Here is a 15,683-nt window from a genome sequence, read left to right as displayed (position 1 = left end):
ACTTCGCCCTTCAACGCCAACAGACCACCACACAACGACAGGCCGGGCGCCCGCCAGGCGCCGTCAGCCTGCTGCGTTGTGCCTGGGCCTCAGTCGTACTCCCCGCCTGTGGATGCAGGCGGCTCTTCGCCACTGGTGAGCCCGTGCTTGACCGCATACATCAGCAAGTCGATGCGGTTGGTGAGGTTGAGCTTCTGATAGATGCTGCTGAGGTGATTGTGCACGGTGTGTTCGCTGATGCCCAAGCGCCCGGCGATGCACATGTACTTGGCGGACGGGTCGCCAACGATGGCACGGACCAGTTCCTGCTCGCGCAACGTCAGCCGGGCATGTTTCGCGTGTGCCAGGTTGCATTTCAGCGGCACATGCCTGGTCGAGGCATAACCGGAAAGACTACTGACCCAGGCCCGGTCCAGCCCGGTGTCGCAATGATGGACTTTGACGATGGCGCGGATGATCGACTCGGTCGAGTCTTCCGCCAGCACGATGCCACGTGCGCCCGCCTCGATGGCATGTGCAACGGGGACCGTCTCGTACAACCCCTTGAGCACCAGCACTTTCATGTCGCCCGTGCGCGCAAGGCCGGCAACCACCTCGACCGGGTCCAGTGCATCAGGAAAAAAACTGAAGAAAATGACATCGGGCCGCGACTGATCGGCAAGGTCCAGCGCATGGGCATAGGTAGTGGCCTGGCCACTCACTTCCATGCGGGGCTTTCTGGCATTGATCAGATCGTGAAGGCCCAGGAGCACCAGCGGGCGACAATCGATCAGCATCACGCGTATCGTTTTTTTATGGTCTGGCATTGTCTTCGTGCCTCCCATGAAAAACGGTCCCTGTCCTCCACTTGTTAGCTTTCTTAGCCATCCTTATCGGCCACTGACTGAACTGGCCGAGGATCAATGAACAATGGCACCCGACAATGCGTCAGACGGTGCCGCACGAGGTTGCATGGCGCGGGGCCACGGGCGGTGGCGCAAGCGGCGGGGGTTGCGGACGGGTTCCGCAATGGGGCGGAATCGTTGAAATGAAAACAACGGTTGGTTGCTGGCGCATGCTGCAGTGCTCCTACAGGCCCTTCAGCGGAGTCTAGGCCAGCGCGGCGTACTGCCTGGGGCTTGCGCCGCGTTGTGGTACATACGGAGCGCTGTCCCGATCATGACTGGTTGTCTTTTAAGATCAAGGGATTAGATGGTTTCGGCGGCAGCGTTAGCGCGTGCTTGGACCTGACGAAATGTCAAATAATCGACGAGTGGTGCATATCTGCATGCGTCAAAAAAGTTTCGTCAATTTATTGCCACAGTCAACGAGGTCATCGCTCTTTAGTGCTGTTTTAAGCGCATTAAGCGTCTTGCTGGTACGGCATTATTAACCGGAGTGGAAGTTAATACGCCCACCTGACCGGCACAGTTCGTTTTGAAAGAATATCCATTATCGAGATCATATCGTGTATTCGCCGTTCTGGCGCCATTGATACACTAACTTCATTCTTATCGACAACATTGGGAAAACCATGCGCAACTGGAACCGGTGGAAACTCTTGTGTGGCATAACGGCCATTGGGCTTCTCTGAGTACATGGGTATTGGTATTCTGCCCAAAAACTTGTGACTCGAAAGTTGCTCACTGAACTTTCCTCCGCATCACCATCCAGTCCACCGCCACGTATTGCCCCAACCAACCCCCAGCGCGTTGAGAATAGTCCCCGCCTCCGCCTGCACGCGCTTGTCTGTTGTCGGCTAATACCAGTCGATAGGAATCGGGGCCTTATAAACCCATCGGGACAAACCAGCAGTATTATCCGTTTGAATACGTCAGCTGCCCCCCGCAATAACTGTCAAAGACGTTATTATTTGATCTGGATCATCGCTCAAATCGCTACCATACCCACAAACTTCTAGTCCACCGTATTTTTCGTCTGTATAAAACCACTCCTCTGAACTATCAAATTCGAGCTCCGTATAGGGTGATAAGTCACGAACCAGATCACCCAAGCCAATCCCTTCTGGCAGCTTACCTTGATACGAGCTTACCGGCTTATAGCCTTGCGCAACACTTTCATAAAGCCAAGTTTTAATAGCATAAATTTTCCATTCGCGAACGAGGACATGAAGCGCCCTTGTCTCGACGCCAGGATGATCTGGACGATCGTAATATAGCTGCCAATTAGTCAAATCTAAGTCATGCACAAAAAAACCATACCCACCACACCCGTCAGAGTCAAAGCTTTTCATCATGAGCAACACGGGAGAATCAGTAAATTTATATAAGCCCGCTTTATCATCTACAACATATTGTTTGATCGCCCTCTCAAAATCTTCCACATGCATGCCCAGAGGTATGCCAGCAAGTGATATAGAGGGGAGAATAGGGGCACTCCACGAAATCGAAATAGTCATTTGGGCTCCCACAAATTATTCGAAGGATTGAACAAAACTTCTTGGCCTTGCGGATTATAATAGGTCGTACCCTTATCATAAACCGGCCGCCCATCTTTAAATGTCGGCCTATAGGTAGCAGGATCAAGAACCTTAGCTATCTTACCGTCAATATAGGTAATCTTGTAATATTCCCCTATATGGATGGACTGTTTTCCCGATCCAGCCGTAGATGGACTATATTGAATTTTGAAAATCCCTGTTGTTCCACCTTCAACAAAGTACGCCTGCGCATTACCAGAAGAATCTTTCCTCGGCGGATCATATTTTAACGTAGCCCCATCCATCCTGAATGACTGCCGAATATCATCGATGGATTTCCCCCAGATATTTTGAGGCTCGTCCACCAAGTTTCGAGGAATCCCTGCTTGTGCTGCAAGATCCTCCCGAAGGTCTACTCTGGAGACTGCAGATGTAGCAGGCTTACTCCCTGAAAGTAGCGAATCGCCGTGCCCTTTGCCAGCCGGCGTAGAGCCACCAAGCGCTTTGCCCAGGATTACAGTGGCCGCTAATTGTAGAATATCTTTTGGAGTAGCGCCGTTATCGACAAGGCTGATGATCCCTGGCACATCCACCGGCGCCAAAGTCGAGCCGAGCAAGCCATCCTGACGTGCCCGCTCAATGATTGCCTCCTCACTTAACCCTTGCCCTCTCCACTCCGCAAACAGCTCACTCTTTCTGATCTCCTTCACATACCGATTGGCAACAACGCCCATAGGCGACCAGTCGCTGCCCGACAGCGCATAGACATCAAGGAAGCTCGCGTCGGCGTCGCTCTTCTGCGCGTCCACTACCCCCCTCATCATCGCAATGGCGTAATCCGTTACCAGAAGGTCGTATTCCGCTTTGCTCAGCCTGCCGCTCTGGTACAGCTCAACAAGCTTTTCCCCAGCCTGTTTCTCCTGCTGCCGGTATTCATCACGAATACCAACCTCGCAGTTGCCATTTCCTCCACAGGCTTTATACCGCTCGTGCAACTCATCAATGCTGCCAATACCAGCAGCCTTGAGCTTCTCGTACAACGCCCGGCTGGCTGCATCCAGCCGTTCAACGCCGTACTTGTTCGCCAGCAGGTTGTTTTCAACCGCGTTACGCCCCGCACCAGCACCTGCGACCGCCCCAGCGCTATTACCTTCCACCAGGCCACCCGAAAGCCCGGCTGCCAGCGTCGACAGCGCAGAAACGGTCTGTTTCTGTTCTTCGCTGAGCGAGTTGCTGTCGCTGGTGCCATACAACTGCTGAGTGATCAGGCGGGCAACCAGCTCGCCGCCGGCCGCACCCGCTGCACCGGCCGCCGCCGAGTTGCCCTGCGCCTGGGCGACAACGGCACCCAGCACTGCATGGGCCATGACGTTGAGTGCTTTATTGTCGCCAGTGGATTTCTTGATTACCTGCGCGAGGTATGGTGCCGATGCGCCTGCCAGCGCAGAACCGATATCACCGCCCGCCAGACCTTGCAGTGCCGCTGTCACGGCCTGGGTCACGCGCTGGTAATCACCACTGGTGCCGTACTTACCCATGATGCGCTGGTAAGCCTCAGTGGCGACCAGTTGTTCCTGGTACGCCTTGACCGCCTCATCGCTTGCCCCTTTACCCGGCGCCGGGATGCCGCGTGCATCAAGTTCCGCACGCGCCTCCTTGTCGGCCTTCAGCTGCCCCTCGGTACGGACGATGTCCGATACCTGTGTGCCGATTTCACCAATCAGCTGCACCTGCTGCAGCCGCCGCTGTTCCTTCTCCTTGTCGAAGATCGGGCTGATGCTGTCGTTGGCATGCTCGACGTCGTGACTGAGGCTGGCCACATCCTGCTGCTGCCGGCCCGGGTCACGGATTTCCAGCGTGCCCTCGGAAACGGCCGAAGCCGTGGTGCCGCTGGCACTGCCGCTGTGATTGTAGGCGATCAACGTGCCGCTTGGCATGTTGCTGGTGAACCTGTCAGTGCCACTGTTGCCACCGCTGATGCTGGCACTGGCCATCTGGCTCTTGAACTCCGCCTTGTTGGCGATAGCGCTCCAGCCCAGGGTGCCGGTGCTCAGGCGGTTCTTGTCGGCATCGGCGGTACTGGCAATGACGCTGCCGTCGAGCTGGGTGTGCTTGCCGACATCGACCTGATAACCGCCCTTGCCGGCGAACAGACCGGTCTGCTCCTGCACGCTCTGGTACTTGGAATCGAGCTTGGTCTTGCTGACGCTGAGACTGCCGCTCGCCCCGCCGGTACCGATGACGGTGACGCTCAGCCCGCCGCTGACGTTGCTCTGCTTGGACTTGTAGTTGTCGGTGTCCTGCAGGCTTTGTAGCGTCAGGTCACGCCCCACGTCGGCGGTGATCTTCGCAGCGTTGACCTGCGCGCCTTTGAGCGCGGTATCCCGCCCGCTGCGCAGGGTCGCCTCATTACCGGCATCGAGGGTGGTTTCGGTCCAGGTCGTGCCGTTGCCTTTCTCGTTGCCGGCGCCCTTGTTGGCGTTGGCAAAGATGCTCAGGCCAACACCGTCGGGACCACCACCGATACTGGCGCCAATAGCGCCGCCGCTGCTGCTGTTCTTGCCATCGAGCTTTTGCGTATTGGCCGCAGCCTCAAGATGGATGTCGCGTTCAGCGGACAACAGCAGGTCGTTGCCGGCCTTCAGTTGACTGCCTTGGACCCGGATGTCGCCGCCGCTGCCGGCCCCGTTGCCGGTGGCCACAATGCTCAGGTCGTTGCCACTGGTCAGGCTGCTGCCCTGGCTGACGGTCTGTTCCTGGGTCTGCCGCGAGCTCGACTTTTGCCCGCCCAGCGATACGGCGATGCCCACGAACTGGCTAGCATTAGCCGCCGTCATGCCGCCGCTCTGCTGGGCAGCTTGCCAGGCCTGAACACCGGTCAGGCCGGCCTTGATGCCCTGAAGGGCAGAAAGCCGGCTGTCCTCTTCCCGGGTCGCTTGCCTGGTAATCTGGTAAGCGGTGTCGATGGCACTGCCAACCGTACCGGACAGCGCCAGGGTCAGGCCGCTGCTCTTGCTCTTGGAGGTCTGCTCGCTGCTGTTGTGGTTTTCGGCAGCAGTGATCTCGACGTTCTGCCCGACCAGGGTGATGTCCTTGCCGGCGATAACCTCCGACCCCTTGATGCCGAGGTCCTTGCCCGCCTCGATGGTGACATTGCCCAGCACACTGCCAATGGTGCTGGCCTTGGCGTTCTCACTGGTGCTGGTCGAGGTTTTTTCCAGGCTGGTCGAGCCCAACGTGAAGCCGATGCCACCGCTGCTGAGCAGGCCCGACTTCTTCTTCGAACTCGCATGGCTCTGCTCGAACGTTTCGGTCGCGCTGTCGATCTGCACGTTGCGGCCCGCCAGCAGGCTGGTGTCGTTGGTCGACACGATGCTGCTGCCCGACACGCCGATATCCTGCCCGGCGCGAACGACCACCGTGTCACCACTGACCGACGAGCCTTGCTGAGTGATGGCCGTCGAACTGTCGATGCGGGTCTTCTGGCTGCTGGATAGCCCGGAGTGGCTGGTCTTGGTCTTGCGGTAGTAGCTGTAGTCGCTGTTCTCCTGCGCGACCAGCTGCACATCGCCGCCGGCGTAAAGGTATGCCTCATCGCCTGCAGTCACGCGGCTGGCGCTCAGGGCAAGGTCGTCTCCGGCCTTCAATGCCACATTGCCGCCAGCCACCACGGTGCTGCCCACCTGCTGGACATGGTCCTCCTGGCTGGTGACTTTCCGGGTCTTGCTCGCCGAGTGCTGCTCGTTGGTGGCCGCTGCCAGCTGCAGATCGCCCGTCGCCGCCATCGCCACATCCCGCTTGGCCTCGATTGCACTGGCCACTGCGCTGATATCGCGCCCGGCGCTGACAATCAGGTCACGCCCGGCCTGCACGCTCGAGCCGTTCTGGGTCACGCTGCTGTCGGTGTGGCGTACGCCGCGGTCGTTGACCACGACCTGCTCGACCGAGGTCAGCTTCACATCGCGACCAGCCTTCAGGCTGGTGTCGGCAGCGCTGCTGAGCACGCCGCCGTGGTTGCTCAGGTCGCGCCCGGCGTTGATCGCCAGGTTGTTCGCGGCTTCCACGCGGGCGGCGTTATCGACGAAGTCGCGCTGCTGGGCGTAGCTGCCGTTGCTGCTCTGGTGCGAGGTCAGGGTGCGTTCGTTGATCACGTCCTGTACGGCGGCCAGGCTGACGTCCCGCCCGGCGATGATGCCGCCGGCCTTGTTCACCAGGTTGTTGCCAGCCAGCAGGTCGAGGCGGTTGCCAGCCTCGACCAGGCCGCTGTTGACCAGGTTGTTGCCGGCCTTGGCCGAGAGGTTGTTGCTGGCGCGCAGGGTGCCGACGTTGTCGAGGTTCTGGCCGGCGATCAGGTTGACATCGTTGCCGGCGATCAGCGCGCCGTTGGGGGCCAGGCGATTGTTGCCGTGCGCCAGGTAGAGCACCGGCACCAGCACCTGCTCGCCGTTCACCTCGGCGCTTTCCAGCCAGACGATGTCATGGGTCAGCGCCGCCACCTGTTCGGAGGTGAGGCTCACGCCCACGGCCAGGTTGAGCTGTTGCTTGCTCTGGATGGCATTGTCCATCAGGTACTTGAACAGCTGTTCGTCAGTGTTCTGGCCATCGATGTAGCGTTGCCCGGTACGGGCGAGCACGGCCTGCTGGATCAGTTTCTGCTCGTAGAAGCCATCGCCCAGGCGCTTGGCGCTTTCGTCCGGGTTGTAGCCAAGGTTCGCCAGCAGGTAGTCGGAACTCATGAACTGCTTGAGGTCGGTGAGCACCGGGTTGGTTTCGATCAGGTACTTGTGCGGGTTGCTGCGCACGCTGCTGTCGGGCAGGCCTTGCACGCGCTCGAGGGTGAGCGGGCCCTGGCCATTGAGCGTGGAGGCCTGGCTGATGCCGTCGTCCACGGCCGAGCGACCTGGCAGCGCGGGGCCGCCCACGTTGCCAGGCAGGCTGGTGTCGACGACGCTGGCGTTGCCGGCGACGTTCGCCTGCGTGCGGTCGGCAGTGTTCAGGGTGGTGCCGCTAGCGGTTGCCTGGTCGGCAGCACCGATGCTGAGCATACGCCCTTGGGCCAGCGGCAACGGCTGCTGGCGCTGCGCCACACTCAGGCTCGCGCCGCCCATGCTCCAGCTTTGCGGGCCGCTGGCGGGTGTGCTGCCCGCCTCGCTGCTCAGGCGGAACAGGCCGTTCTGCCCGCTGGGCAGGCTGAAACCGGGCAGCGCCAGCGGGTTGACCTGCTGCTGGGCCAGGTCTGGCGGCAACTGCTGGTTGAGGGTGATGCGGGTGGAGAATGCCGTGCCAGGTGCCGTGGTATCGGTACGCGCACCGCTGCCGATGTAGGCGTAGCCCGGGCGCACGACGCTGTTGTCGATGCCATTGCCAGCGCTGATGCTCACTGCGCCATTGGCCTGCATCACGGCGGCGTAGCTCTGGTCGCCAGCCGCCAGTTTGCGGGTGCTGCCCAGGCTCACCAGCTCCGCTTCGGTCATGCCGATGAACCTGGCCAGGTCGGCTTGCAGGCCGCCCAGGTTGTCAGGGTTGTAACCGGGGCTTTCATACCAGTATTTGCTGGTGATCGAGCTGGCGAGCTGGTACCAGGCACCGGCGTTGCGGGTGCGCTCGGAACGGAAAATGCGCGTGGTTTCGGTCTCGCCGGTTTCCACACCGCTGTTGGTCAGGTTGCCGACCGTGGCTACCAGGTTGCCAGCAGCGCCGATGGTGCTGCTGCTGTTGAGCAAGTCACCGCCGTGGATGGTCAGGTTGCCGCCGGTGGTGATGCTGGAGGCGGCGCTGGCGTCGATCACCTCGAACTTGTCACGCTGGACGATTTCCCAGACGTGGTTGCGCTTGCCACCGCAGTCGCCGGCGTTATAGCCCTCGATGCAGGCCACCTCGCCGACGCGGGCAGTGTAGATGCCCTTGTCCTCGGTCTGCAGGACCGCCCGCACGTTGTGAATGGTGCTCGCCGCCAGGCTCATCGACAGGTCGCTCTGCAGCGAGCCGGAACGGTTGACGATGCTGCTGGCCAGGCCACCCTGGCCGTCGCGGTCGATGGTCAGGCTGCCCAGGCTGTAGACGTCGGCATAGCTGTTGCTCAGGCTGGCGACCCGCAGGCCCATGTCCTTGCCGCTGAAGATCAGGCCGTGGTCGCTGTTGACCAGGGCGCCAGTGGTCACGCTCAGTGCTTCGCCAGCACCCAGGGTACCCTGGTTGTTGACGCCGCCCGCGCCGAGGTTGAGCCCGCCAGCAGAGGTCAGGCGCCCGGCATTGTTCAGCTGCCCGGCTACCGAGACGCTGGTGGCGCCACCGCCGGCAATGCTGCCGGCGCTGCCCAGGTTCACCTGTGCGGCGCTGAGGCCGAGGGTGCCACGGCTGCTCAGGCGGCCATTGCCGGCATAGGTGCCGCCAAGGTTGAGGCTGAGGCTGCCGTCACTGGCGATCAGGCCGTCGTTGCTCCAGTCGCTGCCGCTGCCGACCAGCGCTTCGCTGGCCAGCAACTGGCCGTTGGCGGTCTGGCTGAAGTTGCCGACATTGAGCGTCAGGCGCCCGGCCTGGATGACGTTGCTATTGCTCCAGCTGCCAGCGTTGAGGGTCAGGCCGCCGCGGGTGACGATACTGCCACCGGCGCCGGTGACGTTGGCGGTGCTGATGTCGAAGTTGCCACTGCCGACGTGCAGCAGGCTGCCGCCGGCGTTGAGGAAACTGCCAACGTCGAGGCCGAGGTCACTGTTTGCGGTTTCCAGGCTGCCGTTGCGGTTGTCGAATTGCCCACCGAGCTGCAGGCGGGTAGCACCGCCGCTGCCCAGGGCGCGCAACTGGCCGGTCTGGTTGTCGAGGCTGGCCGCCTTGATCGCCAGGGTGCTGTCACTTTCGATGATGCCCAGGCGGTTGTTCAGTGCACCGCTGAGGTCGAGGTCGATGCGTTGGCCGGCGATCTGCCCATCGTTGTCGCCGCTGTTGTCGAAATTGCCACCGCTGACCTTGACCAGCCCCTGGGCGTAGAGGCCACCGTTGCGATTGTCGAAATCGCCGGTGGTGACCAGGGCGTCGCCGGCCTGTGCCGCAATCCGCCCGCCATAGTTGTCGATGCCCCCCTGCACCTTGAGGTCGAGGGCCTGGGCCTGGGTGATGCCACCCTGGCGGTTGTTGGCCTGGTCGTAACCGTTGCTCAGCACACCGCGCAGGTCGGCGGTCAACGTGCCGTGCAGGCTGGACAGCACGCCGCCACGGTTGTTCAGGTTGCCGGCGCTGACATCGAGGTCGCCAGCGTCGGCGAGGATGCGGCCACTCTGGTTGTCGATATCACCGCTGGCCAGGCGCAAGGCGCCCTGGCTCTGCAGGGTGCCCTTGGCATTGTCCAGGCTGGCGGCGCGCACATCGGCACCGCCGTTCTGGCTGTAGATCAGGCCATCGGCGCTGTTCAGCAGTTGGCCGTCAACGGCCAGGGTCAGCTGCTGGTTGGCGGCCAGGGTGCCACGGTTGCGGTTGTCCAGGCGGGCGGCGAACAGGCTCAGCAGGCCCTGGCTGGCGATCTGCCCAGCCTGGTTGTCGATCTGCGTGGCGTTGTCGATGCGCAGGGGGCCGGCGCTGGCGAGCTTGCCGTGGTTGTTGCCAAGGGCACCGAGCAGCTTGAGGGTAACGGCGGCGTTGCCGATCAGGCTGCCGGCGCTGTTGTCCAGGCTGCCGGCATTCACTTCGAGCGCCTGCCCGGCACTGATGCTGCCGCTGCCATTGCCCAGGGCCATGGCGTTCAGGGTCAGGGCCGCGGCGCTGTCGATCAAGCCACCCTGGGCGTTGTTCAGCAGGCCGCTGACGGTCAGGCGCTGCCCACCCGCACTGGAAAGGATGCCGGCGCCACTGTTGTCCAGGTTCGCCGCTGTCACGTTCAAGGCTTGCTGGCTGACCAAGGCGCCACCGGCGCTGTTCAACAAGTCGCCGCTGACTTGGGCGTCCAGCGCGCCGTTGCGGCTGGACAAGGTGCCCTGCTGGCGATTGTCCAGGCTACCCAGGTTGACACCCAGGCCCTGCCAGCCCGAAACCAGCCCGCCCTGGTTGTTCAGGTGCCGGGCGGTAACATTCAGTTGGCCACTGCTGATTAGTTTGCCGGCGCTGTTGTCCAGGTTGCGGCCGGCCAGGCCGAGGTCTTGCCGGGTGGAAATCTCACCACTGCGGTTGCTCAGGTCGCGCAGGTGATCGAGGGTCAGCGCACCGGGGGTGGTGATCAGGCCACTGTCGTTGTTCAGGTCGCCCGTGGCACTGCCGAAGTCGACACGAATGGCGTTGCCCAGCAGCGAGCCCGCCTGGTTATCCACGGAACGGGCGGCGATAGCCAGCAGGCCGGCGGCGCTGATCAGGCCTTGCTGGCCATTGCTCAGGCCATCGGCCAGTTGCAGGCCGAGGTCGCCACGGCTGGTCAGCGTGCCGCCGCTGTTGTCCAGGCTGGCAGCGCGGGCATCGAGCGACGCGGCGGCGATCAGGCCCTTGATGTTGCCCAGGGCCTGGTCGATGCGCAGCATCAGCGACTGGTTGCTGAGTACCTTGCCGTTGCTGTTGTCCAGGCTGCGGGCCGCCAGGGTGAAGGCCTGCGCCGAGGAGATTTCGCCGCCCTGGTTGTTCACCCCGTCAAGGTTCTTGAGCACCAGCAACGGTGCGTTGAGCAAGCCTTGGCGGTTGTCCAGCAGGCCATGGTTGAGGTCGAGGGTCAGCGCGCTGTTGCTGAACAATTGGCCGCCTTGCTGATCAAGGCCGCTGGCGTTGATGTCGAGCGCGCCGTCACTGGCGATGCGCCCGGCGTCGCGGTTGTACAACTGCCCGGTGACCAGGCCCAGGCTGGCGCCGCTGTCGATACGGCCTTGGCGGCTGTTATCGAGGCTGTTGGCGCGAAGGGTGGCTGGCCCTTTGGCACTGATGGTGCCCTGGTCGCTGTTGCCAACCTGGGCCGCGCTGAGGTGCAGCGCGGCATCGGTGACCAGTTCGCCAGCCTGGTTGAGCACGTTGCCGGAGTGCTTGAGGGTCAAGTCACCGGCACTGGTAACACTCCCGGCGCGGTTGTCGAGCTGGTTGCTCGCCAGGCCAAGGGTGCCCTCGGCGCTGATCAGGCCCTGGCGGTTGTCCAGCGTGCCTTGCAGCGTTGCATCGAGGGCCTTGTGGCTGAGCAGCAGGCCGCCGGCGTTGTCCAGGCTGTTGCCGGTCAAGCCCAGGCCGGCCTTGCCCGAGAGCACACCCTTGCTGCGGTTGATCACTTGCGCGACGGCCATCTGCAGCTTGCCGTCGGCCAGCACCTTGCCGCCCTCACTGTTGTCCAGGCGTTCGCCGCCCAGGGTCACGTTTGCCTTGCTGGACAGCTCGCCGCCGCGGTTGTCCACGGCCTTGACCTGCACTTCGAGGCCTTGGCTCGCGCCCACCAGGCCAGCCTGGCGGTTGTCCAGTACCTCACCGCCGAGCTTGAGGGTGGTGGCGGCAACCAGCACGCCCGCCTGGTTGTCGAGCTTGCCGACCCGGGCCTGCAACGCGCCACCTGCCGACACCTGCCCCTGCTGGTTGACCAGGCTGGCGGCCTGCAGCTCCAGTTGCTGGTCGGCGATCAACGTACCGCCCTGGTTGAGCAGCTCACCGTCCACCGCCACGAGCTGGCCGGCACGGCTGCTGATCAGGCCTTGGCTGTTGTCCAGGCTGCCGCTGTGCAGGCCCAGGCCATCGGCCGATACCAGGCCCTTGAGGTTGTTCAGCAACTGCTCGATGCGCAGGGTCAGGCCCTGCTCGGCGATCAGCCGGCCATGGCTGTTGTCCAGGCTGCGCGCGGCCACGGTGAAGGCCTGGGCGCTGGAGATCTCGCCCTGTTGGTTATCCACCTCGGCAAGGTTGTTCAGCACCAGCAGGGGGGCGTTGATCAGGCCCTGGCGGTTGCGCAGCTGGCCGTGGTTCAGGTCGAGGGTCAAGGCGCTTTTGCTGAACAGCTGGCCACCGTCCTGGGCCAGGCCGGTAACGCTGGCGACCAGGGCCTTTTCACTGGCGATGCGGCTGCCCTGGCCGTTGTTGAGCTGGCCCGTTTTCAGGTCGAGGCGATCACCGCTGAGCAGCTGTGCGCCTTGGCCGTTGTCGAAGGTCCCGGTGTCGAGCCTGGCCGCGCCCTTGCTGCTGAGCAGGCCAGCCGCGCCGTTATCGAGACTGCCGCTGGTGAGGGCCAACCCGGCGTCGGTGGTGATCGAGCCGCTGCGGTTGCGCAGTGCGCCTGCGCTGGCCAGGGTCAGGTCGGCTGCGCTGGAGAGCTTGCCACTGCTGTTGTCCAGGCTACCGACCGTGGCGCCCAGGCGCCCTTCGGCTGTGATCAGCCCCTGCTGGTTGGCCAGCCCGCCCGCCAAGCCAATGTCCAGGTCGCCGCCACTGACCAGGCGCCCGAGGCTGTTGTCCAGTTGCTGGCCAACGAGGGTCAGCGGGCCCGCAGCAGACAGCAGGCCCAGGTTACGGTTGATCAGCTCGGCCATCTGCAGTTGCAGGCTGCTACCGGCAAGGACCTTGCCACTGTCGCTGTTGTCCAGACGGCTGCCTTGCAGCGTCACGCCTTTGCTGGTGGAGATCTCCCCGCCACGGTTGTCGATGTCGGCCACATTCAGCTGCAACGCGCTGGTACCGCCGACCAGGCCGTTGCTGCGGTTGTCGAGGCTGGTGCCGGTGAGCAGCAGGTCGCCCTGCGCGACCAATTCGCCACCCTGGTTGATGATGCGACCAAGCTGGGCCACCAGCGCGCGCTGGCTGGAAACCCTGCCGCCGCTGTTGTCCAGGCTGGCGCCCTCCAGGCGAAGCGGCCCGGCGGCGCTGAGCAGGCCGCCACGGTTGTCCAGCTGCGTGCCCTTGTAGCTGAACGCCGCCAGGCTGTTCAGCAGCCCTTGCTGGCGATTGTCCAGCTGGTCGACCTCCAGCCGCGCCTCCTGGCCGGCGCGCAGCTTGCCGGTGCGGTTGTCGAGTTTGCCGGCGTGCAGGTCGAGGCCACCCTTGACGTTGATCTCGCCTTGCTGGTTGTCCAGCAGCCCGGCGACCCGCGCAGCCAGGCCAGCGTCGCCAACCAGGCTGCCGCCCTGGCGGTTGTCGAGGCTGCCGGCCTGCAGGTCGATCGCCCCGCCAGAGCCGAGCAAGCCCTGGCGATTGTCCAAGGCATTGTCCAGGGCCACCTGCAGCGCGCCATCAGCACTCACCTGCCCAGCCTGGTTGTCCAGGCTGCCGCCCTTGAGGCTGGTGGTGCCGACGCTGGAAATCTCGCCGGCCTGGTTGTTGCTGGCACCTGCCACCTGCAGTGCCAGGTTGGCACGACTGGTCAGGGTACCTTGATGGTTGTCCAGGCTGGCCGCACGTACCGCGACGCCGCTTGCAGAAACCAGGCCGCCTGTATTGTTCAGCGCCTGTTCCAGCTGCACGGTCAGGTTCTGGTTGCCGAGCAGTTTGCCGAGGCTGTTGTCGAGGCTGCGGGCCACCAGTGCAAAGGCCTGTGCGCTGGAAATCTCGCCCTGGCGGTTATCCACGCTGTCGAGATTCGCCAGGGTCAGGCGCGGCGCATTGATCAGGCCGCCCTGGTTGTTCAGCTGGCCCTTGTGCAGGTCCAGGCTCAGTTCGCTGGCACTGGTCAGGCGGCCGCCATTGTGCTGGTCGAGCCCGGTGACACTGGCGCGCAGCGCCTGGTTGCTGGCGATGCGTCCGCCATCACTGTTGTTCACCTGGCCAGCCTCGAGGCTGAGGGTCTGCAGGCTGGTGAGCTGGCCGCCACGGTTATCCACCGCAGCATTGGCCGTCAGGCCAAGGTGCTGGCCGGCGCGCAACGTGCCGGCGGTATTGTCCAGCTGGCCGACCTTGGCGTTCACGGTCGCGCCGTCGATCAGCCCGCCCTGGCCATTGAGCAGGCCGGTAGCGGTGAGCTCGGCCTGGCCGCCGGCCACCAGCCTGCCGGCATTGCGGTTATCGAGGGTGGCGGCGCTGGCGCTCAGCTGCCGCTGGGCAGCGAGGGTGCCACCCTGGTTGTTCAGGCCTTGCCGCGCCGTGACATTCAGGTCGCGGCTGGCCACCACGGTGTGACCATGGTTGTCGACCTGCGCGGCGTTCAGGCGCAGGTCGCCGGTGGTATTGCGGCTATTGTCGGCGTTGACGCCCGCTTCGATGATGCCCTGGTTGCTCAGGCGGCCACCGCTGTCGAGGCTGATGCGCTGCCCGGCAGCAAGGGCGTGGCGGTTGTTCAGGTCGCCCTGAGTGCGCACCTGCAGTGCATTGCCGGCATACACCGTGCCCTGGGCATCGAGCTGGTCGGCCTTGATCGCCACCGAGCCGTTGGCTGCAGTGGCCTCGGCCAGGCGCAGCTGGCCGTTGGCATCGAGCTGGATGTCGCCGCCGCTGGCAATCAGCTTGCCGTCCAGCTTCACCCCCACGCCGGCCTCGGTGCCCACCAGTTTGATGGTGTTGGCGTACATGCCGCCCAATGCCGAGGAGTCAATGGCCAACTGCGGAGCCTGAGCCGGGTCGGCGCTACGGGCAGTGGCGGCCAGGCTGTGTGCATCCACGTCGTTGCTGCCGGCCACCAGCGCCAGCTGGCGGGCCTGGATCTCGGCGTTGATCCTGGCGCTGCGGGTAATGATCTCGAACTGGTCGACGTTGCTGGCGTTGAGCCCGGCACCTTCGATGGCGACACTGCCCTGTTCCACCTGGTAGCGCTGCAGTTGCCCGTTCTCGATTACCGGCTTGCCGGTGGTCAGCGTGGCCTTCGGCGTGTTGATGAAACCGCAGCCGTTGCAGGTGACGCCATAAGGGTTGGCGACGATGACATGGGCCGAGCGCCCGGCCACCTCGGTGTAGCCCTTGAGCTGGCTCGGGTTGCCACCATTGACCTCGTTGAGGATGGTGCTCGCCGCACGGCCGCCGAGGTTGCTGTTGCCGAGAATGATCCCGCCCAGCTGGGTGGCCTGGGTGCGGCCGGTGGCGTTGTTGAGGATGACGCCTTGCTGGCCGACGTTGTAGTCACTGAACTTGTTGTGCGACAGCCCGGCAGCGCTGGGCGCAGCGATATTGACGATGGGCACGCCGTTGCCGGCCTGGCCGAGGTGGGTGCCGCTGCCGTTGACCACGATGCCGTCGGCCATGGCCACCAGCGGCTGCCAGAACATCATGTTGGCCAGCATGAAAGCCAGCCCACGCTTGGACAGGCCCCAGAAGGTCTGGCGTGGTTGCAGGGCAGCCGCAGGCTGGCGGACCAGGAAGGCGAATTGACGAACGTCCATGTCGGTACTCGGGAAAAACGGTG

Annotated in this window: 3 protein-coding genes; all 3 read right to left on the bottom strand. The window is 63.4% G+C overall.

Annotated elements, in window-relative coordinates:
• Positions 1-89: 89 nt before the first annotated feature.
• On the bottom strand, positions 90-806 hold the full coding sequence (locus HU763_RS05725; RefSeq protein WP_186687169.1) for a response regulator transcription factor: 717 nt from the start codon (positions 804-806) through the stop codon (positions 90-92).
• A gap of 1,007 nt (positions 807-1,813) precedes the next feature.
• On the bottom strand, positions 1,814-2,398 hold the full coding sequence (locus tag HU763_RS05720; protein WP_186687172.1) for a hypothetical protein: 585 nt from the start codon (positions 2,396-2,398) through the stop codon (positions 1,814-1,816).
• Positions 2,395-15,660 (bottom strand): hemagglutinin repeat-containing protein, encoded by a 13,266-nt coding sequence (locus HU763_RS05715; protein WP_186687175.1) that lies wholly within the window; start codon positions 15,658-15,660, stop codon positions 2,395-2,397. Before HU763_RS05715 ends, HU763_RS05720 begins: the two co-directional genes overlap by 4 nt.
• Positions 15,661-15,683: the final 23 nt, after the last annotated feature.

The sequence above is a fragment of the Pseudomonas anuradhapurensis genome (assembly GCF_014269225.2).
In the GTDB taxonomy this organism is placed as follows: domain Bacteria; phylum Pseudomonadota; class Gammaproteobacteria; order Pseudomonadales; family Pseudomonadaceae; genus Aquipseudomonas; species Aquipseudomonas anuradhapurensis.
Note: the sequence above shows the minus strand (reverse complement) of the source record. Positions and strands in the feature narration are given on the sequence as shown.